Origin of the sequence: Tardiphaga sp. P9-11 (genome assembly GCF_008329525.1) — a bacterium.
Classification (GTDB): Bacteria; Pseudomonadota; Alphaproteobacteria; order Rhizobiales; family Xanthobacteraceae; genus Tardiphaga.
Window position 1 is genome coordinate 377,735 of record NZ_NPKQ01000002.1, and the last position, 22,541, is coordinate 400,275.

General features: G+C 60.9%; 21 protein-coding genes. 3 read left to right on the forward strand and 18 right to left on the reverse strand.

From position 1 onward, the window contains the following. Positions 1–6: 6 nt before the first annotated feature. The 12 genes from CIW50_RS08155 to CIW50_RS08210 all read right to left on the reverse strand — a co-directional run bounded on the left by CIW50_RS08155 (position 7) and on the right by CIW50_RS08210 (position 13,016). Complete coding sequence (locus tag CIW50_RS08155) at positions 7–1,173, reverse strand: acyl-CoA dehydrogenase family protein (protein ID WP_149530767.1); 1,167 nt, start codon at positions 1,171–1,173, stop codon at positions 7–9. A gap of 3 nt (positions 1,174–1,176) precedes the next feature. Further along, positions 1,177–2,400, reverse strand: a complete 1,224-nt coding sequence (locus CIW50_RS08160; RefSeq protein WP_283808830.1) for a CaiB/BaiF CoA transferase family protein — start codon at positions 2,398–2,400, stop codon at positions 1,177–1,179. Positions 2,401–2,546: 146 nt separating this feature from the next. Beyond that, on the reverse strand, positions 2,547–4,100 hold the full coding sequence (locus tag CIW50_RS08165; protein ID WP_149530769.1) for a class I adenylate-forming enzyme family protein: 1,554 nt from the start codon (positions 4,098–4,100) through the stop codon (positions 2,547–2,549). Positions 4,101–4,129: 29 nt separating this feature from the next. Then, complete coding sequence (locus tag CIW50_RS08170) at positions 4,130–5,299, reverse strand: acetyl-CoA acetyltransferase (protein WP_149530770.1); 1,170 nt, start codon at positions 5,297–5,299, stop codon at positions 4,130–4,132. Between the two features lie 49 nt (positions 5,300–5,348). Continuing rightward, the gene (gene eda, locus CIW50_RS08175; protein ID WP_149530771.1) at positions 5,349–6,011 is read right to left on the reverse strand and encodes a bifunctional 4-hydroxy-2-oxoglutarate aldolase/2-dehydro-3-deoxy-phosphogluconate aldolase; all 663 of its coding nucleotides are present in this window, start codon (positions 6,009–6,011) and stop codon (positions 5,349–5,351) included. Continuing rightward, entirely contained in the window at positions 6,008–6,946 is a 939-nt protein-coding gene (locus CIW50_RS08180) for a sugar kinase (RefSeq protein WP_172980266.1), read from the reverse strand. Before CIW50_RS08180 ends, eda begins: the two co-directional genes overlap by 4 nt. Positions 6,947–6,953: 7 nt before the next feature. Next, positions 6,954–7,940, reverse strand: coding sequence for a D-erythronate dehydrogenase (gene denD / locus CIW50_RS08185; protein ID WP_149530773.1), 987 nt, complete (start codon positions 7,938–7,940; stop codon positions 6,954–6,956). Positions 7,941–8,099: 159 nt separating this feature from the next. After that, positions 8,100–9,017: a carbohydrate ABC transporter permease gene (locus tag CIW50_RS08190; protein ID WP_149530774.1), complete on the reverse strand. Its 918-nt coding sequence runs from the start codon at positions 9,015–9,017 to the stop codon at positions 8,100–8,102. After that, positions 9,010–9,969, reverse strand: coding sequence for a carbohydrate ABC transporter permease (locus tag CIW50_RS08195; protein WP_116660289.1), 960 nt, complete (start codon positions 9,967–9,969; stop codon positions 9,010–9,012). Before CIW50_RS08195 ends, CIW50_RS08190 begins: the two co-directional genes overlap by 8 nt. Positions 9,970–10,039: 70 nt before the next feature. Further along, positions 10,040–10,453 (reverse strand): RidA family protein, encoded by a 414-nt coding sequence (locus tag CIW50_RS08200; protein WP_172980267.1) that lies wholly within the window; start codon positions 10,451–10,453, stop codon positions 10,040–10,042. 97 nt (positions 10,454–10,550) lie between these two features. After that, positions 10,551–11,876 carry an ABC transporter substrate-binding protein gene (locus CIW50_RS08205; protein WP_149530776.1) on the reverse strand — a complete coding sequence of 442 codons (1,326 nt, stop codon included), beginning with the start codon at positions 11,874–11,876 and terminating at the stop codon, positions 10,551–10,553. Positions 11,877–11,948: 72 nt separating this feature from the next. Beyond that, a complete protein-coding gene (locus CIW50_RS08210) occupies positions 11,949–13,016 on the reverse strand; it encodes an ABC transporter ATP-binding protein (RefSeq protein WP_149530777.1) in 1,068 nt (355 codons plus the stop codon). Between the two features lie 234 nt (positions 13,017–13,250). On the opposite strand from CIW50_RS08210, the gene CIW50_RS08215 reads away from it, so the two are divergent. The 3 genes from CIW50_RS08215 to CIW50_RS08225 all read left to right on the forward strand — a co-directional run bounded on the left by CIW50_RS08215 (position 13,251) and on the right by CIW50_RS08225 (position 16,741). Further along, positions 13,251–15,089, forward strand: a complete 1,839-nt coding sequence (locus CIW50_RS08215) for an IlvD/Edd family dehydratase (RefSeq protein ID WP_149530778.1) — start codon at positions 13,251–13,253, stop codon at positions 15,087–15,089. 153 nt (positions 15,090–15,242) lie between these two features. Next, positions 15,243–15,977 (forward strand): SDR family oxidoreductase, encoded by a 735-nt coding sequence (locus CIW50_RS08220; protein WP_068730627.1) that lies wholly within the window; start codon positions 15,243–15,245, stop codon positions 15,975–15,977. Positions 15,978–15,994: 17 nt separating this feature from the next. Further along, positions 15,995–16,741 carry an SDR family NAD(P)-dependent oxidoreductase gene (locus CIW50_RS08225; RefSeq protein ID WP_149530779.1) on the forward strand — a complete coding sequence of 249 codons (747 nt, stop codon included), beginning with the start codon at positions 15,995–15,997 and terminating at the stop codon, positions 16,739–16,741. 13 nt (positions 16,742–16,754) lie between these two features. Here CIW50_RS08225 and CIW50_RS08230 read toward each other — a convergent pair whose 3' ends face one another. The 6 genes from CIW50_RS08230 to CIW50_RS08255 all read right to left on the reverse strand — a co-directional run bounded on the left by CIW50_RS08230 (position 16,755) and on the right by CIW50_RS08255 (position 22,523). After that, the gene (locus CIW50_RS08230; protein ID WP_149530780.1) at positions 16,755–17,540 is read right to left on the reverse strand and encodes an energy transducer TonB family protein; all 786 of its coding nucleotides are present in this window, start codon (positions 17,538–17,540) and stop codon (positions 16,755–16,757) included. 15 nt (positions 17,541–17,555) lie between these two features. Continuing rightward, positions 17,556–18,038 (reverse strand): TonB system transport protein ExbD, encoded by a 483-nt coding sequence (gene exbD, locus CIW50_RS08235; RefSeq protein WP_149530781.1) that lies wholly within the window; start codon positions 18,036–18,038, stop codon positions 17,556–17,558. Between the two features lie 2 nt (positions 18,039–18,040). Continuing rightward, positions 18,041–18,970 carry a tonB-system energizer ExbB gene (gene exbB / locus CIW50_RS08240; protein WP_149530782.1) on the reverse strand — a complete coding sequence of 310 codons (930 nt, stop codon included), beginning with the start codon at positions 18,968–18,970 and terminating at the stop codon, positions 18,041–18,043. Between the two features lie 2 nt (positions 18,971–18,972). Then, a complete protein-coding gene (locus CIW50_RS08245; RefSeq protein WP_149530783.1) occupies positions 18,973–19,662 on the reverse strand; it encodes a Fe2+-dependent dioxygenase in 690 nt (229 codons plus the stop codon). A 12-nt stretch (positions 19,663–19,674) separates the two neighbouring features. Further along, complete coding sequence (locus CIW50_RS08250) at positions 19,675–22,053, reverse strand: TonB-dependent receptor (RefSeq protein WP_149530784.1); 2,379 nt, start codon at positions 22,051–22,053, stop codon at positions 19,675–19,677. 230 nt (positions 22,054–22,283) lie between these two features. Next, positions 22,284–22,523, reverse strand: coding sequence for a hypothetical protein (locus CIW50_RS08255; RefSeq protein ID WP_149531557.1), 240 nt, complete (start codon positions 22,521–22,523; stop codon positions 22,284–22,286). Positions 22,524–22,541: the final 18 nt, after the last annotated feature.

The following is a 22,541-nucleotide window of genomic DNA, read 5'->3' on the forward strand; positions in this document are numbered from 1 at the left end:
TTTGCCCTAATACGACTTCGGCAGGCCGAGCGCCTTCTCGGCGATGAAGCTCAGGATCAGCTCGCGGCTGATCGGGGCGATACGCGGGATCAGCGACTCCCGCAAATAGCGCTCGACGTGATATTCCTTGGCGTAACCAAAGCCGCCATGGGTCATCACCGCCTGCTCGCAGGCGTGATAGCCGGCTTCGCCCGCGAGATACTTCGCTGAATTCGCTGCAGGACCACATGGCAGTCCCTGGTCATACTGCCAACCAGCGGACAGCGTCATCAGCCAGGCGGCTTCGAGCTCCATCCAGTTCTTCGCCAGGGGATGCTGGATCGCCTGGTTCTGGCCGATCGGGCGGTTGAACACGTTGCGCGCCTTGGCGTAGTCAGTTGCCTTCCTCAGCGCAGCCTTGCCAAGACCGACAGCTTCCGCCGCGATCAGGATGCGCTCCGGATTCATGCCATGCAGGATATATTCAAAACCGCGGCCCTCCTCGCCGATGCGATCCTCCAGCGGAATCTCGAAATCGGCGATGAACAGCTCGTTGGAGTCCACGGCCTTGCGGCCGAGCTTCTCGATCTCGTGCACGGCGATCTTTGAGCGGTCGAGATCGGTGTAGAACAGACTGAGGCCGTGGGTCGGGCTCTTCACGTCTTCCAGCGGCGTGGTGCGCGCCAGCAGCAGTATCTTTTCGGCGACCTGCGCGGTGGAGATCCAGACCTTCTGGCCATTGACAATGTAGCGATCGCCCTTGCGCACGGCGCGGGTCTTGAGCTGCGTGGTGTTGAGGCCGGTATTGGGCTCGGTCACCGCGAAGCAGGATTTCTCGGTACCATTGACGATCGGCGGCAGCATGCGCGCGCACTGCTCGGGCGTGCCGAATACCACCACCGGATTGAGGCCGAACACATTCATATGCACGGCGGAAGCACCCGACATGCCGGCGCCGGATTCCGAAATCGCCCGCATCATGATCGCGGCCTCGGTGATCCCCAATCCCGAGCCGCCATATTCCTCGGGAATACAGATGCCGAGCCAGCCGGCATCGGCCATCGCCTTGTGGAAGTCGATGGGGAAACCGCCCTCCTTGTCCTTCTTCAGCCAGTAGGCATCGTCGAAACGCGCGCAGATCTTTTCGATGGCATCGCGGATGGATTCCTGGTTGGCGTCGAGGGCGAAATCCATGCGTTACAGCTCCGACGTATCTGGGATAGCGGCCTGTTTGAGCACGCCATCCTTGTGCATTTTCTCGATCTGCTCGGGCGTATAGCCGACCTCGGCCAGCACTTCAGCGTTCTGCTCACCGAGGTGCGAGGCGAGACGTGAGAGATCGACCGGCGTCTTGGACCACGTGGCCGCGACCTTCATGTTGCGCACCGCGCCTTCGGTCGGATGCTCGACCTGCTGGAAGAAGTCGGTCGCTAGCATATGCGGATCCTGCATCATGCTTTCCAGCGTGTGCATCGGAGTCGACGGCACGTCGGCCTCGTCCAGCAGCCTGGCCCATTCCGCGGTCGTCTTCGTCTTGAAGATGCGCGACAGTTCGGCATTCACCGTATCGATATGCTGGATGCGCTGCGGGAATGTGGCAAAGCGCGGATCATCGAACAGCTCCTCGCGGCCGACATGCTTGAGGAAGCTCTTCCACTGCTTGTCGTTATAGACCATGGCGCAGATATAGCCGTCCGAGGTCTGGTACGGCCGACGATCCGGCGACAGGTGACGGCCATAGCCGCCTTTGTCGAGCGGCGGATCGAAGGTCAACCCGCCCATATGGTCGCCCATCATGAAGCCCGCCATGGTCTCGAACATCGGAATATCCACACGCTGGCCCTCGCCAGTACGGTCGCGATGCACCACGCTGGCAAGGATGGCGCCGAGCGCATTCAGTCCCACGATGCGATCGACCAGCGCATTCGGCACATAGCGCGGCACGCCGTCCGGGCTGATCCGCGCATTCAGGGCGGCGAGCGCGGTGGCGCCCTGAATCAGGTCGTCGTAAGCGGGCTTTGCAGCATAGGGGCCGGCCTGGCTGAAGCCGAACACGCCGGCATAGATCAGGCGTGGATTGATCTTCGACACCACGTCATAGCCGAGACTGAGCCGTACCATGGCCGCCGGACGGACATTGTAGACCAGCACATCGGCCGTCGCGACCAGCTTCAGCAGAGCCTCGCGGCCTTCTTCCTTCTTGAGGTCGATACAGACACAGCGCTTGTTGCGATTGGTGTTGAGGAAGATCGGCCCCATGCCGGGATTACGCATCGGTCCGATCGCACGGACCACGTCGCCATCGGGGGACTCCACCTTGATGACATCGGCGCCATAGTCGCCCAGCGTCTGGGTGCAATAAGGCCCCATCATCACCGAGGTCATGTCGATGATCTTGATCCCGTGAAGTGGTCCCGCCAAAGCCGTTTGCTCCCGAAAAGCGTGTGATCTGGCGCTCGTCTGCGCCGCTATTGGCTTCGTCTTAGCGGGAGCGGCTTTGCAGGCGCAAGGGCGCCAGACGCGGAGCCTTATGCGCGGAGTGCCGGTTCGCATCAAAGTGGTAATGGTTAGCCGGCCTTCGGCGGCGAGGCTGCGCGCATCATCTCCCGCAATTCGGTCTTCAGCACCTTGCCGTAATTGTTCTTCGGCAGCACATCCAGATAGACATAACGCTTGGGACGCTTGAAACGGGCGATATTGGCGAGACAATGCGCGTCGAGCGCAGCATCGTCGGCCGACGCGCCGGACTCCAGCACCACACAAGCGACCACGACCTCGCCCCAGTCCGGCTCGGGCGCGCCGATGGCCGAGACTTCCCGTACGGCGGGATGCGTCAGCAACGCCTCCTCGACCTCGCGCGGATAGATATTGGTTCCGCCGGAAATGATGACGTCCTTGGAGCGGTCGGACAAAGTGAGAAAGCCATCCTCATCCAGCCGGCCGACATCGCCGGTGCGCAGCCAGCCGTCCTTCAACGTCTCGGCATTGGCCTTGTCGTTGTTCCAGTAGCCGAGCATCACCGCCGGGCCCTTGACTTCGACCTCGCCGGTCTCGCCAACCGGCAAAGGCCCTCCGTCGGCATCGGTGATCCTCACCGACATCACGCTCTGCGCCGGACCGACCGATGCGAGGCGTTCGAGATAGCGTGGGTGCCCAGTGTCGGCATGGAAGTCCCGCGGCAGCGAGGTGATCGTCATCGGCGTTTCACCCTGGCCGTAGATTTGCACGAAGCGCTGGCCCATGGTCGCGATGGCGTCGCGGATATCGGCCAGATACATCGGCCCGCCGCCATAGACGATGGTGCGCAACCCCTCGCCGCTCTCGCCGCGCTTCTTCGCCGCATCGACGAGGCGCCGCACCATGGTGGGTGCCGCGAACATCGCGACATCGCCGAGTTGCTTGCCGAGATCTAGCACTTCGTCGGGCTCAAAGCCCTGGCTCTCCGGCACGACGTGGCGTGCGGCCATGCGGATATGGATGAAATTATAGAGACCGGCGCCATGCGAGATCGGCGCGGCATAGAGGATGGCGTCGCGCTGATGCACCTGATCGACATCGGCGAGATAGCACATGGACATCGCCACCAGATTGCCATGGCTAAGCATCACGCCTTTCGGCCGGCCGGTGGTGCCGGACGTGTAGAACAGCCAGGCGAGATCGTTGTCGTCGCGAGACAGCGGCACCGCGGATACCGGTTCACCATGCTGCAATTCGTGAAACGTCTCGCTGTCGATGGACAGCATCTGCATGCCGGTCGGCAGGTCTTCCTCGACCTGGACCAGCGCCGACCGGCTGTCGTCATCGACAAAGGCCAGCCTCGCGCCAGCATTATCGCAGATCCATGCGGCCTCGCGGCCATGCAGCTTGGCATTGATGGGGATCACTACAGCGCCGATCCACCACACCGCATAAAGACATTCGAAATATTGCGTGGCATTCGACATGAACAGCGCGACGCGGTCGCCGGGCTGAATGCCATAATCGCGCATCAATCCCGCGCCGATGGCCGCGGCGCGGCGCGCGAAGGTGGCGTAGTCAGCCTGGACCGTGGTGCCGGTCAGGAGCGCCGGCGCCTGCGGATGCAGGCGTGCCGACGACGCCAGCCATTGTGCGACATTCATTGTACGATCTTCTTGGCGTCGCCCGCGCGTTACTTCGCCGGCTCGAGGATGGAGACGTAATTCGCCACTGCGGCACCACCCATGTTGAAGATGCCGGCGAGTTTTGCATTTTTGATCTGCATGCCCTCGGGCGCCTGACCCAGCAATTGCATTGCGCTGAGCACATGCATGGAGACGCCGGTGGCGCCGATCGGATGGCCCTTCGCCTTGAGACCACCGGACGGATTGACCGGCAGCTTGCCGTCCTTCTGGGTCCAGCCTTCCTTGATGGCGCGTGCACCCTGCCCGCGCGGCGTCAGGCCCATCGCTTCATATTCGATCAGTTCGGCGACGGTGAAGCAGTCATGGGTTTCGACAAAAGAGAGATCGCCAATCTCGACGCCGGCAGATTTCAGCGCCTTCTGCCACGCGACCGTGCAGCCCTCGAACTGAAGGATGTCGCGCTTGGACATCGGCAGGAAATCCTGCGCATGGCCGGTGGCCTTGATGTTGACCGCCTTGCCCATGGTCTTGGCGGTTTCGGAAGCCGTCAGCACCAATGCCGCGGCGCCGTCCGACACCAGCGAGCAGTCAGTGCGCTTCAACGGACCGGCGACGAACGGGTTCTTGTCGCTTTCGGAGCGACAAAATTCGAAGCCGACGTCCTTGCGCATCTGCGCATAGGGATTGTGGACACCGTTGGCGTGGTTCTTGGCGGCAATCATGGCCAGTGCATCGGACTGGTCGCCGTATTTCTGGAAGTATTTTTGCGCGATGCCGCCGAACACGCCGGCGAAGCCCGCAGGCGTCTCGCCGTCTTCCGGCAAATAAGAAGCACGCAGCAGGTTCTTGCCTATTTCAGGTCCGGGCGTGCGGGTCATCTGCTCGACGCCGACCACGAGAACGATCTTGGCGGCGCCGGCGGCGATCGACTTGATGCCCTGATGCACGGCGGCGGAACCGGTGGCGCAGGCATTCTCGACGCGCGTGGCGGGCTTGAAGCGCAGCGCCGGATCGGCCTGCAGCACCAGCGACGCGGTAAAGTCCTGCGGCGAGAAGCCGGCGTTGAAATGGCCGAGCACGATTTCATCGACATCGGCGGCGGAGATGCCCGCATCGGCCATGGCTTCGGTCGCAACGCGAACTACCATGCTCTCGACGGTCTCGGCGTCGAATTTTCCGAACGGCATATGCGCCCAACCAACGATGCTGGCAGTCATGGTCGTCTCCCTGATCGATTTCAAGTATTGGGCCCGTTATAGCCCGGCTTCATGGCGCTTGCAGGGTTTTCATGGTCCGCGCGCACATGGCCGTTATGCCTGCCCAGTCGCCGGAACGTACCATTGACGATGGACAGATCCAGGAACCGCCGACCGCCAGAACCATTGACTCGTTGAGCCAGCTCGCCGCATTGGCCTCGCCAATGCCACCCGTGGGGCAGAATTTCACGTCAGGAAATGGCCCCGCCCAGGCGCGCAGCATCGCGATGCCGCCTGCCTGTTCTGCGGGGAAGAATTTCAGAGTGTCAAAACCGCGTTCGCGCGCGAGCATCAGTTCCGATGCGGTGGCGACGCCCGGCAAGAACGGCAGATCGCTGGACGCTGCGATATCCAGCAATTCGCGCGTCGCGCCGGGACTGACCGTGAAGCGCGCCCCGATGGCATAGGCCTTCTGGAAATCCGCCGGCGTAAGCACCGTGCCGATGCCAACAATGGCCTCCGGCACCTCGGCGATGACGGCTTTCGCCGCCTCCACCGCGGCCTCGGTGCGCAAGGTGATTTCCAGCGTGCGGATACCGCCGGCGACCAACGCACGCGCAAGCGGCACGGCATCGGCAACACGTTCGATCGTGAGCACGGGAACGACGAATGCTGCCTTCAGCAGCTTTCGCAGATAATCCTGACGCTGACCGGTATCGAGAGGCCTGTTCATGCGGATGGTCCTCTCATGAGGGTGTCGAACGCGATCATATCGGGCATCGCCTCGCACGGGATGATAGCGCCGGGATGGCAGACGACCGTCCCGGCGAGATAGTGACCTGCCTTTGCGGCGGCGACAGGCTGAGCGCCACTCAGACGTGCGTGCAGATAGGCAGCGGCAAAACTGTCGCCGGCCGCCGTGGTATCGACCACCGCGCCACTGACCGGCTCGGCCTCGACACGCCTCGACTGGCCATCGTGCCGTATGATGCTCGCGGGGGTATCGAGTTTGAGCACCACCTCATCTGCGTCGATACGCAAGAGCAGCTTTTCCTCGGCCTCGCCCGGATAGAGCGGCAACAAGTCCTCGACCGAGGCCAGAACGATATCGGAGACCACAAAAGCATCCTGAAACGCGACGCGCGCCAGATCGAGATCGGGCCAACCGCGGGCGCGGAAATTGGTATCGAAGGCGACGCGGACACCTGCGCCGCGCGCATGTTGAAGCGCCGCAATCAGGCGGTCACGGCCCGCCACGTCGAACAGCGACAGCGTGATGGCCGAGAGATAGATCAGGTCGTAGTCCGCGAGCGCCGACAGCAGCGCGTCGGTCTCGGGTAGACTTAGCAAGCTGCGAACAGCTGACGCATCGCGCCAGTGATAGAAGCGGCGCTCGCCCGCCTCATTGGTCTCGATCATATACAAACCGGGCAGCCTGCCCTTGATGCGCATCACACGTGCAGTGCTGATGCCCTCGGCCTGCCAGCCGGCAATCATCTCGTCGCTGAGCGGATCGTCACCGAGCGCGGTGACATAATCGACCTTCGCGCCAAGCCGGGCGAGATAGACCGCAGTATTCAACGTGTCGCCGCCAAAGGACCGCGTCAGGTGCCCACCCGGCATCTGACGCAGTTCGATCATGCATTCGCCGATGCTGGCGATCCGCATGTTGGCCTCAATCGACGAACTTGCCGCCGAGTTCATCCTCGATATGGATGCGGATGATGTCGTCGAAGGTTTTCTCGGCGGTGGTGAAGCCGAGCTTCAGTGCGCGTGCGGTGTCGAAATCACGCGGCCAGCCGGAGACAATTCCGGTGATGACCGGATCGGTCTCGCGCTTGATACGAGCGACAACGTTCTTGCCGGCCACGCGATCCAGTGCGGCGATCTGCTCACCGACGGTCACCGACATGCCGGGCATGCTGAGATTACGGCGGGGGCCCATCGCCTGAAGGTCCATGGTGCCAGCGTGGACGAGGAAGCCGACGGCGGAGCGCGGCGATGCGTGCCAGTGGCGGACATCCTCGGACACCGGCAGGATCGCTTCCTTACCGGCCAGCGGCTCGCGGATGATGTTGGAGAAGAAACCGGAGGCGGCCTTGTTCGGTGCGCCCGGACGGACGCATATGGTCGGCAGGCGGATGCCAATGCCGTCCAGGAAACCCTTGCGGGTGTAGTCGGCGATCAGCATTTCGCAGATCGACTTCTGGGTGCCATAGGAGGTCAGCGGCGTGTGGATGAACTCGTCGCCGATCTTGTCGGGGAACGGCGCGCCGAATACCGCGATGGACGAGGTGAAGACCAGCCGCGGCTTGTAGCCGCCACCGATGGCCCGGATAGCATCGATCAGGTAGCGGGTGCCGTCGAGATTGATGCGATAGCCCTTGTCGAAATCGGCCTCCGCCTCCCCTGACACGATGGCGGCGAGATGGAAGATCACCTCCGGTTTGTGGGCAACCAGCGGCGCAGCCGTCTTTGGATCGGCGAAGTCCGACGTCACCAGTTCGATCGGGATCGACGCACCCGCGGGCTTTGCCGGCGCCACCACATCCTGCAGAGTCATGCGGGTGATGGCGCGATTGCCGAGACGGCCGTCGCGAACCAGTTTCTCTGTGAGCTTGCGGCCAACCATGCCGGCGGCGCCGAGAATGAGGATGTGCAAGGGAGGTTTCCTTTTCTTGATTGGTTTCTCACTCGTCATTCCGGGGCGTGCGTCGCACTTACGGCGCGCGACCCCGGAATCCCGGAGTGGTGATGAACATGTCGGGATTCCGGGTTCGCCCGCGGCTGGCGCCGCGTTCGCCCCGGAATGACCAAGAGGTCACTCCTTCACCGCGCCCGTCATCGCCGATACATAGTGCTCGACGAAGAACGCATACAGGATCACCAGCGGCAGCGAGCCGACCAGCGCGCCGGCCATCAGCGAGCCCCATTTGTAGATGTCGCCGTCAACGAATTCGTTGACGATGGCCACCGGCACGGTCTTGTTCTGGGTCGATTGCAGGAAGGTCAGCGCATAGATGAACTCGTTCCAGCACAAAGTGAACGAGAAGATGAAGGCCGAGATCAGGCCGGGCACCGCCAGCGGGATAATGATCTTGACCAGGATCTGCCAGCGCGAGGCGCCGTCGATCAGCGCGCACTCTTCGAGCTCGAACGGAATGGTCTTGAAATAGCCCATCAGGAGCCAGGTCGAGAACGGGATCAGCAGCGTCGGATAGACCAGGATCAGCGATAGCGGCGAGTCGAACAGGCCGTAGGCCTGGATGACCGATGCCAGCGGGATGAACAGGATCGACGGTGGCACGAGATAGGCCATGAAAATCAACGCGCCGACCGTCTGCGCCCCACGAAACCGCAGCCGCACGATAGCATAGGCGGCGAGCACGCTGGCGATGATCGACAGCAGCGTCGACGCTGCGGCTACGTACATAGTGTTCCAGAGCCACTGCGGATAGTTGGTTTCGAACAGCAGCTTTTGGATGTGTTTGAAGGTCGGCTTGATCACCCAGAACGGATTGAACCGCTCCATGTCGATCAGCTGCTCATCCGGTTTGATCGAGGTCAGCGCCATCCAGTAGAACGGAAACAGCAGGATCACGACGATGATGAACAGCGGGATGTAGAGCGTGACGATGCGCCTCGGCAGCGACTCCAGATAAGCCATGCCCTCGCTATGATCGTCTTTCTCGACGGTCGGCGCGACGGCAGTACGGTGATCGACGGCGTGATCAGTCATTGTCAGTGCCTTGCTGCCACTTGCGGCGTTGCATGCCGAACCAGGAAATGGCGATGGCCGCCAGAAGGAACGGGATCATGGCGGTGGCGATGGCGGCGCCCTCGCCGAGCCGACCCGAAAGAATGCCGCGCTGATAGCTCAGCGTCGCCATCAGATGCGTTGCATTCACCGGACCGCCGCGAGTCAGCGCCCAGATCAGCTGGAAGTCGGTGAACGTAAACAGCACCGAGAAGGTCATGACGACCGCGATGATTGGCGTCAGCAGCGGATAGGTGATAAAGCGGAAGCGCTGCCACGAGGTGGCGCCATCCAGCGTCGCCGCTTCATAGAGCGACGGTGACACCGTCTGCAGGCCCGCCAGCAACGTAATCGCCACAAACGGCACGCCGCGCCAGATATTGGCGAAGATCACGCTCCCTCGTGCCCAGTTGCTGTCACCCAAGAAATTAATGTTGTGATCGATCAGACCCATTTTGATCAGCGACCACGAGATGATCGAGAACTGCGAGTCGTAGATCCACCAGAAGGCGATGGCTGAGAGCACCGTCGGCACGATGAACGGGATCAGCACGGCGGCGCGGATCAGCGCCTTGAACGGCATATGCCGGTTCAAGAGCAGCGCCAGATAGAGGCCAACGGCGAATTTGATGGCCGAGGCGACGATCGTATAGAGCAGCGTATTGAACACCGAGAGCCAGAAGATGGAATCGTCGCGAAGCCACTCATAGTTCTCGAGGCCGACGAAGACGCCGCCGCGGCCGATGCGGTCGTCGGTGAAGCTCATCCAGACGCCGAGAAACAGCGGATAAGCGAGAAACAAAATCAGGAAGGCCGCAGCCGGCAACATGAACCACATGGCGAGCCAGTTGCGGTTTATCCGCAGCCGGTCCCAGGCCGAGGATCTGGGGATCACTTTCCCCGCCCCCGGCATCGATGTCTGGATCGTGGTCATTACAAAATAGCTCCAGTCGGATGTCGGCTTCGGTCTGATGTCGTGCAGTCAGTCATGCGTCACTATCCGGTTACGGCAGGATCGCTTCGCCCTCGATCTCGACACGAGCGTGCGGATCGATCAGTGCGGAAACTTGTACCAGCGTCATCGCCGGAAAATGCTTGCCCAGCGTCGCAGCCCAGGCTTCGCCGATGGCAGCGCCGGACGTCTTGAATGCGTTGATGTCGGTGACATAGGCGCGCAGCATCACGATCTGTCTGGGTTCGCCGCCAGCCGCCTTCAGCACGGTGACGAGATTTTCCATCGCGTAACGCCACTGCGTCCCGAAGTCGGATCCCTCAGCAACCTCGCCCTGCCCGTTCTCCTTGCCGAGCTGACCGGAGATGCGGACGCTCCGCGTACCACCCGCCACCACCGCATGCGTGAAACCGCGCGGCCGCGCCCAGCCTTCCGGAAGAACTGTCTTGTAGTCGATCTCAGGCATTCCCATTCCCATCATTCAGGCAGCCTTTTGTGAAACGAGATTCATGGCTGCTCCGGAGAGTTGCCGGCGCGGGTCGCTCCGCGCCGGCAGGTCATCCTCAGGCGCGGAAGATGCGCTTCGCCGCGCGCTCGGCTGATGACATCGCAGTCTTCACGTCCTCACGGCCAGTACAGTAATTGGCATACATGTCGACGACCACGAAGTCGGCGATCGCCGCCGCCGCATTCTCGCTCATCTGCGCTTCGCCCGCCGGGGTCGATGCCGTCGAGGCCACGTCGCGATATGGCGTGTTCTTCGGATCGGCGGTCCAGATCGGGTTCTTCTCGAAAGCGAGCTGGAACGGCGACAGGTAGCCCTGGGCTGACTCGACCCATGGATTGAACTGCTCCGGCTCCATCAGGAAGGCGGTGAACGCCTTGCAGGCCTGCGGGAACTTGGTGAAGGAGAAGATCAGGATCGGGAAGCCCAGATGAAGCTCACGCCGCTTGCCATCCAGACCGACCGGCAAATGCGCATGGTTCATGTCTTCGGCAATCGCCGGGGCTTCCTTCTTCGCGGTCACATAGACCGAGATGCCGTTGGTGGTCAGATGCAGCTGGCCAGCGAGGAATGCCTTGTTGTTCGACGAGTCGTTCCAGGATGCAGTGCCGGGAATGAAGTTGTCGTAGAGGCCCTTCACATACTCAAGCGACTTGGCCGTTTCTGGAGAATTGATCGTGACCTTGTTGTCCTTGTCGATCAGCTTGCCGCCATGGGCCCACAGCGCCCAATGCACCCAGCCATTGGCATCGCCCGAGGCGTGGCCAAGCGCCATGCCGGCCGGCGTGCCGTTCTTGTTCATGCCCTTCACGAGATCCGAGAAACCGGCGAGATCGTTCGGGAACGTCTTGTGCCCGGCCTTTTCAGCAGCAGCGACGCGGTAGTTCACGAGGCCACCAGTCGCGGCGACCGGAACGCCGATCCACTTGCCGTTATACATGCCGTACTGTTTGCCGGACTCGGCCCAGCCGCCGTTCTTCTTGCCGAGATAATCGGCGACGTCGGAAACGTCCATGCACTTAGTCGGGAACAGGAACGGCAGTGAATACAGGCCCCAGACCATGTCGAGGCCCTGCCCGGTATTCGCTGCGACCGAGGCCTTCGGCTGAATGTCGTCGTAGGATTCGTTGGAGACGTTGATGGTGACGCCGGTCGCCTTCTGGAAGGCATCGACGATCTTCATGAAGGCAACATCTTCGGCTTCGACGAAGCGCTTCCAGCGCAGCAGATTGATCTTGGCGCCGGCTTCCGGCTTCCATTGCGAGGCCTGCGCCCATGCCTTGGCATAGCCCAACAGTTGATCCGCGGACATGGTCGCCGCGGCAGCCAGCGTGATCGCGCCGCCCTTGAGCAGAGATCGGCGATCCGGTGTAAATCCAGTCATCTTTCGTCTTCTCCCTGTGATATTGGTTCGTTGATCGACCAATGTTTTGAAATCGATTTGGCGCAGAACGCGTCAGTTGACGCGCTTGCCGGTCTCCTTGTCGAACAGATGCGCCGAATTGGCGCGCGGCCTCAGATGGATCTTGTCGCCCGGCGCGACCGGACGACGATCGCGGAAGATCGCGATGATGTCCTGGGTGCCGATGCGGGCGACGACCTGAGTCTCCGACCCCATCGGCTCGACCACCACGACCTCTGCCTCGATGCCGTCATCGGCGAATTCGAGATGCTCGGGGCGGATTCCATAAGTGACAGCCTTGTCGTTCCCTGCCGCAGGCGCTGCCGTAATCGGCAGCTTCGCGCCATTGGCCGTTTCGACCCATGGCTGTCCGCCATTCACCTTCAGCGTGCCTTCGAGGAAATTCATCGCAGGCGATCCGATGAAGCCCGCAACGAACTTGTTCTCCGGGTGATCATAGAGTTCCAGGGGCGCCCCCATCTGCTCGACGATGCCGTCCTGCATCACGACAATCTTGTCGGCCATGGTCATGGCCTCGATCTGATCATGGGTGACATAGACTGTCGTCGTCTTCAGGCGCTGATGCAGCTCCTTGATCTCGGCGCGCATGGCGACGCGCAGCTTGGCATCGAGATTCGACAGCGGCTCGTCGAACAGGAAGACCTGCGGATCGCGAACAATGGCACGGCCCATGGCGACGCGCTGGCGCTGACCACCCGACAACTGCCGGGGAAAGCGCTCGAGCAAACGCCTCAAATCGAGAATATCGGCGGCGCGATTGACCTTCTGATCGATCTCGCTTTTGTCGGCGCCACGCAGCTTGAGCGAAAAGCCCATATTCTGGGCAACCGTCATATGCGGATAAAGCGCATAGTTCTGGAACACCATGGCGATGTCGCGCTCTTTCGGCTGGACATCATTGACCACGCGGTCACCGATCGAAATCGTGCCAGACGTGATCTTCTCCAAGCCTGCCAACATGCGCAGCAATGTGGATTTTCCGCAGCCGGATGGCCCAACCAGAACCACGAACTGGCCATCCTCGATGGGGACCGATACGCCGTGGAGAACCTCAAAACCGCCAAAAGACTTACGCACGTCGTGAATCTGCACGGACGCCATACATTTCCCTCCCAAATGTCCCATTTTCGAGACAGCGCCCTCCGATTGCCGGGGCCGCCTGTTCTTACTTGTCTGACATCCTACCAGCTTTTCCGGCGGTGTGTCGTTGGATCATAGTCGTAGAAAAACTTCGCAGATGCAAACATTGCGAAGCGGCCAGTGGCGTGCAAACATTCGTGACCAATCAAAAGAGACGACGCACCAGAATGTAAAGTGTGCGCTGCGGGAGAAATGATGACCAAGCCGACTTCGTCCACGCCGACCGCGGGGACCTCGCCTTCAAAGGCAACCAAGCGCAAACTTCGTTCGAGCGAATGGTTCAACGATCCCCACAATCCCGGAATGACTGCACTCTATCTTGAGCGCTATCTGAACTACGGCCTGACGCGTCACGAATTGCAGTCCGGCAAGCCAATCATCGGCATTGCGCAGACCGGCAACGACCTGTCGCCCTGCAATCGCCATCATCTCGAACTCGCCAAGCGCGTGCGCGAAGGCATTACCGCCGCCGGCGGCCTGGTGATGGAATTCCCGGTACATCCGATTCAGGAGACCGGGAAGCGGCCAACTGCGGCGCTTGATCGCAACCTCGCTTATCTCGGCCTTGTGGAAATCCTGTTCGGCTATCCGCTCGATGGCGTCGTCCTCACGACCGGCTGCGACAAGACAACTCCCGCCTGCCTGATGGCTGCGGCTACCGTGAATTTGCCCGCCATTGTCTTATCGGGCGGACCGATGCTGAATGGTTGGCACGAAGGCCAGCGTACGGGCTCCGGCACCGTGGTGTGGAAGTCGCGCGAGCGGTTGGCCGCAGGCGAGATCGACTACGAAGAATTCATGACGCTGGTGGCATCGTCCGCACCGTCGGTCGGCCATTGCAACACGATGGGCACAGCGTCGACGATGAACTCGCTAGCGGAAGCATTGGGCATGTCCCTGCCCGGCTGCGCCGCCATCCCTGCTCCCTATCGCGAGCGCGGTCAGATTGCCTATGAGACGGGCAGCCGCATCGTCGACATGGTGTGGGAGGACCTCAAGCCATCGGATATCCTGACGCGCAAGGCGTTCGAGAACTGCATCGTGGTCAATTCCGCCATCGGTGGTTCGACCAATGCGCCGATCCATATCAATGCCCTCGCGCGCCATATCGGTGTCGAGCTTGATATCGACGACTGGCAGACATTCGGCCATGACGTCCCGCTGCTGGTCAACATGCAGCCGGCCGGCTTCTATCTCGGCGAGGAATATCACCGCGCCGGCGGCGTCCCTTCTGTGGTGCGCGAATTGATGAAGCACAAGCGCATCCATGAAGATGCGATCACCGTGAACGGCCGTTCGATGGGCGAGAACTGCGCCAAATCGCCAGTGCCGGATAACGATGTGATCTGGTCCTACGACAAGCCGCTGGTGAAAGATGCTGGCTTCCTCGTGCTACGCGGCAACCTGTTTGACTCCGCGATCATGAAGACCTCGGTGATCTCCAAGGAGTTCCGCGATCGCTATCTGATCAATCCGAAGGATCTGAATGCGTTCGAAGGCCGCGCCATCGTATTTGAGGGGCCGGAGGATTATCACGACCGCATTGACGATGCGTCCCTCGACATCGACGAACACTGCATCCTGTTCGTCCGCGGCACCGGGCCGATCGGTTATCCCGGCGGCGCGGAAGTCGTGAACATGCAGCCGCCTGCTGCACTCATCAAACGCGGCATCCACTCGCTTCCCTGCATCGGCGATGGCCGGCAATCCGGTACATCGGGCTCGCCGTCGATCCTCAACGCAACGCCGGAGGCTGCGGCCAATGGCGGCCTCGCAATCCTGAAAACCGGCGACAAGGTCCGCATCGACCTCAACAAGGGCTCGGCGAATATCCTGATCTCCGACGAGGAGCTGAAGCGACGTCGCACCGAACTGATGGCGAATGGCGGCTTCAAATATCCGGCCAACCAGACGCCGTGGCAGGAGCTCTATCGTAACACCGTCGGCCAGCAGGCTACCGGTGCTTGTCTCGAACTTGCCACGCGCTATCACGATATCGCCGGCAAGGTCGGAACGGCGCGGCATAACCACTAATCCCTCGGTCGTCATTGCGAACGCAGCGAAGCAATCCGGTCTTTCTTCTTGGCTTCTGAATTGCTTCGTCGCTTCGCTCGGGAAAAACCTCCGGCTTTTCCTGAGCTCGCAACGACGGCGGAGAGTGAATGAAAAATTTCAGGGAGAACTCACATGTCTGACCGCTTGAAAGGCAAACGCGCCTTCGTCACCGCTGGCGCCGTCGGCATCGGCCGCGCCTGCGCGCTGGCCTTTGCACGGGAAGGCGCAACAGTGTTCGCCACCGATATCGACGACAAGGGCGTGGCGCTGTTGACTAAAGATGGCATCGCCGAGACCGCGCGGCTCGACGTGCGCGACACGGCTGCCGTCGAAGCGATGGCGAAGAAGGTCGGCGATATCGATATCCTGCTGAATGCCGCCGGCTTCGTGCATCATGGCGCAGCACTGGAATGCTCCGATTCCGACTGGGACTTCTCGTTCGACCTCAACGTCAAATCGATGCACCGGACCATCCGTGCGTTCCTGCCCGGCATGCTCGCGCGCGGCAATGGTGCGATCGTCAACATTTCCTCGGCCGCCGGTGTCTTCAAGGCAGCGCCGAACCGCTACGTCTATGGCGCAACCAAAGCCGCCGTCGCCGCCCTCACCCGTGCTGTGGCCGTCGACTACATCACCAAAGGCATTCGCTGCAATGCGATCTGCCCCGGCACGATCGAAACGCCATCGATGCTCGACCGCGCCGCGGCCGCTGGTCCGAATGGCCGCGAACTTTTCGTGAGCCGGCAGCCGATGGGGCGCCTGGGCACCGCCGAGGAAATCGCATCCCTCGCCGTCTATCTCGCCAGCGACGAGAGCGCCTTCACCACCGGCGTCGCGCACATCATCGACGGCGGCTGGACGCTGTAGCGTAAGGAATCATCACCATGAACAAGATCGACCTGAACGGCCGCTGCGCCGTTGTCACCGGCGGCGCTCAGGGATTCGGGCGCGCGATCACCGAACGCTTCGTGGCTTCCGGCGCCAAGGTGGCGATCTGGGATCAGGATATTAACCTGGCCGTGAAGACGGCAAGCGAAATCGGCGACGAAGTGATTGCGCTCAAAGTCGACGTCACCGACGTGGCTTCAATTGATGAAGCTCGCGATGCGACGCTTCAAGAGTTCGGCAAGATCGATATCCTGGTCAACAATGCCGGCATCACGGGATTCAACAAGCCGGTGTGGGAGATCGATTACGACGACTGGCGCAAGGTGATGCGCATCAATCTCGACGGCCCGTTCCTGTGTTGCAAGGCCGTCGTACCGGTGATGCTGAAGCAGAATTACGGCCGTATCGTCAACATCGCCTCGATCGCCGGCAAGGAAGGCAATCCGAACGCCTCGCACTATTCGGCATCGAAGGCCGGCCTGATCGCGCTGACCAAGTCGCTCGGAAAGGAACTGGCCAGCCACGAGATCAATGTCAACGCCATCACGCCTGCTGCGGCGAAGACGGCGATCTTCGACCAGATGACGGAACAGCACATCAACTTCATGCTGTCGAAGATTCCGAAAGGACGTTTCGTACTGGTACAGGAACTGGCCGCGATGGCTGCGTGGCTGGCCTCGGAAGACTGTGCCTTCTCGACCGGCGCAGTGTTCGATATTTCGGGCGGACGAGCGACCTACTAAGTCGCCCTTCTCGTCAGCCCTTGCCCTTGACGCGGAAGATCACGGGCACGGTAAAGCTCAGGCCGTCGTCGGCAATCAACGGCGGCGGCGCCGGCAGCGGATCGGAGCGACGGACCATGGCCACTGCAGCTTCGTCAAACGCAGCGTCGCCGGAGCCCTTCACCACCCGCACAGCCAGAACCTTGCCGAGGCGGTCGATCTCGAAATTCACCGTCACTTCGGCCGTCTTCTGCTGGCGCTCCTGCGGATAGCGCTTGTTCTTTTCGAGATAGGCGCTGAGCTGCTTCGACCAGATTGTCGACAGGCGCTTCTTGTCGGTACCGATGCCGCCCTGCTGTGCCTGCGCTTTCTCGCCAGTCTTGGAATCATCGAGCTTCTGCTGCGCGGCGGCTTCCGACGCGACGGATTCCTGCGACGCCTGCTGCTGCTTCTGCGCCTTTTCGGGTGTCTCTTCTTCGGGCTTGGTCGCCTTGTTCTCGGTCACGACCTGATCGGGTTCTTCGCTCTCGTGCGGCGTCTCCTTCGGGAGATCGGACTGCTTCTCGACAGCCTTCTGCTCCTGAACGGCCGGAGATGCAGTCGAGGCCTCCGAGTCCGGGCCCTGCGGCAGATCGGTCGGCTCGACGTCCGGGGACAACATTTCCATCCCGACTTCGATGGCATTGGCACCGAGGCCGTCGTCGTCCTCTTGCTGCATCTCGAACACGGCCGCAGCGATACCACCGACATGCAGCACCACGGCGACAAGCGCCGCGATCAGCCACAGTCGCCAGGACGACTTTCTATCGAGCTCGGACATATCGCTTCCGTAACGTCAGGGCTTCGGCGCGTCAGGCGCAGCGGTCAGTGCCGGTGATGCCGCAGCGGCATCCGGAACACCTTCCAGCGCAACAAGCTTGGTCTTCTGATAGCCACCGGCACGCAGCCGTTCCATTACGTCAAAGAATTCGCCATAGGGCACACCGCGATCGACGCGCAGGAAGATCGGACGATCCTTGTTGCCGTCGCCCATCGCATCGAGCTGGCGCACGAGATCGACGCGCTTGACCATGTTCTCGCCGATCGCGACAGCGAGATCTGGCTTGATGCTCACATAAGTCGGCTTGTCCGGCTTCTTCTGCGGCGTCGCCGTGGAGGATGGCAGATTGATCGGCAAGTCCACCGTCGACAGTGGCGCTGCCACCATGAAGATGATCAGCAGAACCAGAATGACGTCGATGAAGGGTGTGACGTTGATTTCGTGATTTTCAGCGAAATCATCATCGTCATCAGAACCTTCGGAAAGCGACATACCCATGGCTATTCAGCCGCCGCGCGTGCGTGTGAACTGGAGTGGGTGCGATCGAGATCACGTGAGAGCAAACGTCCGGCGGCGCCTTGAGCGCGGCCGACGATTTCCATGTAGGCCTTCGTGACGCGCGAGAAGTGATTGTAGATGATGACCGCCGGGATCGCCGCGACGAGGCCGATCGCGGTCGCCAGCAGCGCTTCGGCAATGCCGGGCGCGACAACCGCAAGATTTGTGGTCTGCGACTTCGAGATACCGATGAAGCTGTTCATGATGCCCCACACGGTGCCGAACAGTCCAACGAACGGCGACGTTGCGCCGATAGTGGCGAGCACGCCCATGCCGGTGCGCACCTTGCGGCCTTCAGCGCGAACGATTTCGCCAAAGCTCGACGCGGCGCGCTCCTTGATGCCTTCATCGCTCGAAATGCCGGCGGACATCCGCCCTTCCCGCATCGCTGCCGCCAAAAACCGCGACAGGATCGTGCCGCGCTCACCGAGTGCCATCTGCGCTTCGGACAGCGAACGCGATTCACCGATCTTGCGGAGCGCACCCTTCAGGCGACGCATCGCCCAGCTCAGTTCCATCATCTTGAAGATGCCGACCGTCCAGGTGACGACCGATGCGAAAGCCAGACCCACCATCACCGCCTTGACGATGATGTCGGCACCCATGAACATTTTCCAGGGCGACAGATCATGCTCACCGGTCGCGACCATCGGCCTGGCGGCGGCCTCAGCCACCGGGCTCGCAAGAGCTGTCGAAGCGGCCGGGCTCGCTACTGGGCTGCTCGGCTGAGAAGTTACCGGGGCCGGCGCCACAGTGGGAGCTGCCTGAGTAACCACTGGCGCCACGGGCTTTGCAGCCTGCTGCGCAATGATTGGCGAAGCAAACGCAACCACTGCCAGCACAGCCAGCGACTTAAGAACGGTTCTAAACAAGCTTATACCTCGGCCCAGTAGCGGATGAGATTATGATAGATGCCCGTCAATTTGACCGTTTCTGGGTCGTCCCTTCCGAGACGTTCAACTAGGCTCTGAATCGCGCTGTCGAGATCGAAGATCATGCTGCGCGCGTGAGCATCACGTATCATGCTCTGAAGCCAGAAAAAAGACGCTACGCGCATACCTGCCCTTAGAGGCGTTACAAGGTGCAAACTGGAAGCAGGATAAAGTACGAGATGGCCGGCCGGCAGCTTCACCTCGTGTGAGCCGTAATTGTCTTCAATGACAAGCTCACCGCCTTCATATTCCTCGGGTTCAGAGAGGAACAATGTCACCGACAGGTCAGTGCGGATACGCATGCCGGTGAGATGGTCCCCGCGCACCGCATTGTCGACATGCACGCCGAAGTGATGTCCGTCCGATGCGACATAACGATTGAACAGCGGCGGAAAGATATGCAACGGAATTGCCGCAGATAAAAACCGCGGATTCGACGTCAGTGCCGAGATGATGCGATTGCCAAGCGCGCGCGCCACGTCGCTATCCGGCGGCAGTTGCTCGTTCCTTTTGACCAGCGCCGATTGTGCGCCAGCCGTCGAGCGACCGTCCTCCCAACCGGCCGCATCCATGATGCGGCGGAACTCCGCCACATCACTTTTGCTCAGAACATCAGGGATGCAGATCAGCATAACAACAGACGATCACAGTGACCCCATCAGAGTAAACCAGACGGACCGCCCCGGCGCGATGAACGTGAACGGCGTATTGCTGCGATAGAACGCGTCGTAATAGACCGTATCGAAGATATTGTTGACCGATACTTTCGCCTTCAGGTGCTTGTCGAACCTGTACTCTGTAAAGGCGTCAAACCGCCAGTGCGACGGCAACACGTTTCCGTTAACCGCACCGAAGGTGCCGCCGTAGATCTGCGAAGCATAGGTTGCTTGCCCCCCAATCTCCCACGGCTCGGTGATCTGATACTTGGTCAGCAAATTGAAGGATTCGTGCGCGATGTTGGCGAGTTGCGCGCCGACCTGCGTCGGATCGATTGACTTCAGCACCCTGGATTCCATGAACACGGCACCGGCGAACATGCTCCAGCGTGGGGTGATTTTGCCGCCCATGCCAAGATCGACACCGCGCACGCGATATTGCGCACCAGCGATGATGTCATTTCCGCTTGTTTCGCGAGCATTGCTCTTGACGGTCTCGAACAGCGCCGCGGTGACCAACAGGTGGCGATCGAACAGCTCCCACTTGGTGCCCACTTCCGACGACCGGTTTTCTTCGGGAGCCAAGGCCTGGAAAGTTGTATTGTTGACCACAAGTCCGCCATACGCCGTGCCAGTCGCATCGAGTTCCGCACCGACCGGATTGGACGATGTGGCGAAGGCGCCATACAGGCTGCCATATGGCACCGGCTTCAGGACAGCTCCAAGGTTGTAATTGACCATGCCGGTCTTCACGCCCGTACTTGAAGTCCGGTTAGAGCCGTTGATCTCATAGTCGTCGTAGCGGATGCCTCCGTTGAGGATCACCACGTCCTGGAAATTGGCCGTATGAATGGCGTAAGCCGCCTTGGTGTCGACGTTGATATTGGTCGGATTGTTGGCGCGCTGGGGCGCATTGTTGAATGGGAACAAGTTGGGCGGATTGGCGATCGGCACGATGAGCTGGGTACCGGTCAAAATGCCGTTCAGCTCCGACGTCAGACCCGTATAGTTATCGCGCATCACGCTTTCCTGCGAAATCTCGACGCCGGTCACCAGCGTGTTCTTGATTCCGTAAGCGTCAAACTTGAACGTCGCGTCGGTGACGTTGGCCACCACATCCGTAACCTGGTAGCGGCTCTGCGCGGAGAGCGTCGCAGTGGTTGCCGTGGCATTGCTGGGCAGTGTTCCAACATAGTCGAGGATCGAGCGCTCCAGCCGGGTCTTGTTGGTGAGCGTGATATCGGGCGTGATCTTCAATTCGCCGATCACTGTACCGAAATCCTGCCGGGCCTTCTGAAAGTCGCGGTTGACGAAGCCGTAATAGGTTTCCCGCGGCACGTTAATGTCGGTAACAGGCGCACGCGCCGTGCGGTTATAGGGTACGCCGAAATCCGGCAGGCCGCTGAGATCTGTGTGGACGTAGTTGGCTGTGACCTTGAAGGCGTCCGTCGGCGTCCATTTCAGAGCAGCGAATGCTCCCCAGCGATCGTCGGTCACGTAGTTCCGGCCGGCCACTTCGGCATCCTGGTAAAGTCCGCCGCTACGCAGGCTCAGGGTCGGGCTGACTACCTGATTGACGTCAAAGGTAATCCGCTTGGTCTGATCGGTGCCATAGGTCGTTTCGACCTTCTGGAAATTACGGTCACCGGCCTGTTTGGTCACGATATTGATGGCGCCACCTGCCGTGCCACGACCAGCAAAGGACGACGCCGGACCACGCAGAATCTCGACCTGCTCGGTGAAGAAATTTTCACGAATGCTGATGGCCGGATCGCGCACACCGTCGATGAAGATGTCGTTTCGTGCATCGAATCCGCGGATAAAAAAGCGATCACCGAAAGCGTTGCCGCCCTCGCCCGTACCGAGCGTAACACCTGCCGTGGTGCGCGCGACTTCCTTCAGGCTCGTCGCATTCTTGTCTTCGAGGATTTCCTTGGTCAGCACGGTGACCGTGCGCGGCGTGTCGATCAGCTTTTCGGAGAATTTGGTTCCCGCGAGCCGGTCGCCTTTATAAGGCGCTGCAGCATCGGCATAGGGATTGGCGTCGGCCGCGAGACCACCCGCATTCGGGTAAGGCACCGGCGCCACTTGCACTGGCTGGGTCCGGCGCGCCGCGCGCCGCAGTGCGGTTCGCGCGCGTATCTGATCGGGTGTCGGCCGCACCGCCGGACGCGGCCGCGTGACCGGTGCATCGACCGTTACCGGCGGGAGTACCGATTGCTGGGCTTCCGCGCCGCCGAACGAGGCGACGGCGATCATGCCAGCAACGGCAGAGGTCTTGCGGGCGGAGTGATTGCTATCGGATCGTTCGTTGGTGGCTGTCGTAGGGCTCGAACGCAACGATACCGGAATCTTCGCAAAACCCATAAAACCTGCCCCTGCCGTCCCATACGCAGCTAATTCTGCGCCAATTCGAAGCAGCGGTAGCTTGGCACGAGCGGAAGCGTCAACACATTAGGGCAAAATCACGACAGTCACACGTTTGAATACATCCAGATAACAATACTTCTAAACTAAAATCATTCTAATCTTGTAGTACGCGACTGACGGACTGACATCGACAAATCGGCACCAGCAACGATCCGCAACGATCGCTTTCAATCCGAGCTGGGCGGTTTCATCAGCGAGAACATCTCGTCGACAGTTGCAAGCGCCGACTGCCTGACCCGATCCGTGTTCTCCATCCCGGCGATGTTGATGCCACGCACGACGGCTTTGATCTCGTCCCGATAGTCGGTCAGGAAGCGCAGCGGATCCGGCGATTCATTGGCGACCCGCGCGATCAGTCCGGTGATCAAAATCTGACAGGCGATCATCCGCCCGTTCAACTCGTCCATGTTACACTCCGGATTGTT

Excerpts from the sequence above, each read along its gene's own strand:
- CIW50_RS08195 (WP_116660289.1), bottom strand. The coding sequence starts at position 9,969 with ATGACCACGATCCAGACATCGATGCCGGGGGCGGGGAAAGTGATCCCC.
- eda (WP_149530771.1), bottom strand. The coding sequence starts at position 6,011 with ATGAACAGGCCTCTCGATACCGGTCAGCGTCAGGATTATCTGCGAAAG.
- CIW50_RS08220 (WP_068730627.1), top strand. The coding sequence starts at position 15,243 with ATGTCTGACCGCTTGAAAGGCAAACGCGCCTTCGTCACCGCTGGCGCC.
- CIW50_RS08215 (WP_149530778.1), top strand. The coding sequence starts at position 13,251 with ATGACCAAGCCGACTTCGTCCACGCCGACCGCGGGGACCTCGCCTTCA.
- exbD (WP_149530781.1), bottom strand. The coding sequence starts at position 18,038 with ATGGGTATGTCGCTTTCCGAAGGTTCTGATGACGATGATGATTTCGCT.
- CIW50_RS08180 (WP_172980266.1), bottom strand. The coding sequence starts at position 6,946 with ATGCGGATCGCCAGCATCGGCGAATGCATGATCGAACTGCGTCAGATG.
- CIW50_RS08165 (WP_149530769.1), bottom strand. The coding sequence starts at position 4,100 with ATGAATGTCGCACAATGGCTGGCGTCGTCGGCACGCCTGCATCCGCAG.
- CIW50_RS08170 (WP_149530770.1), bottom strand. The coding sequence starts at position 5,299 with ATGACTGCCAGCATCGTTGGTTGGGCGCATATGCCGTTCGGAAAATTC.
- CIW50_RS08210 (WP_149530777.1), bottom strand. The coding sequence starts at position 13,016 with ATGGCGTCCGTGCAGATTCACGACGTGCGTAAGTCTTTTGGCGGTTTT.
- CIW50_RS08190 (WP_149530774.1), bottom strand. The coding sequence starts at position 9,017 with ATGACTGATCACGCCGTCGATCACCGTACTGCCGTCGCGCCGACCGTC.
- CIW50_RS08155 (WP_149530767.1), bottom strand. The coding sequence starts at position 1,173 with ATGGATTTCGCCCTCGACGCCAACCAGGAATCCATCCGCGATGCCATC.
- CIW50_RS08200 (WP_172980267.1), bottom strand. The coding sequence starts at position 10,453 with ATGCCTGAGATCGACTACAAGACAGTTCTTCCGGAAGGCTGGGCGCGG.
- CIW50_RS08225 (WP_149530779.1), top strand. The coding sequence starts at position 15,995 with ATGAACAAGATCGACCTGAACGGCCGCTGCGCCGTTGTCACCGGCGGC.
- CIW50_RS08245 (WP_149530783.1), bottom strand. The coding sequence starts at position 19,662 with ATGCTGATCTGCATCCCTGATGTTCTGAGCAAAAGTGATGTGGCGGAG.
- CIW50_RS08250 (WP_149530784.1), bottom strand. The coding sequence starts at position 22,053 with ATGGGTTTTGCGAAGATTCCGGTATCGTTGCGTTCGAGCCCTACGACA.
- CIW50_RS08205 (WP_149530776.1), bottom strand. The coding sequence starts at position 11,876 with ATGACTGGATTTACACCGGATCGCCGATCTCTGCTCAAGGGCGGCGCG.
- CIW50_RS08230 (WP_149530780.1), bottom strand. The coding sequence starts at position 17,540 with ATGTCCGAGCTCGATAGAAAGTCGTCCTGGCGACTGTGGCTGATCGCG.
- CIW50_RS08255 (WP_149531557.1), bottom strand. The coding sequence starts at position 22,523 with ATGGACGAGTTGAACGGGCGGATGATCGCCTGTCAGATTTTGATCACC.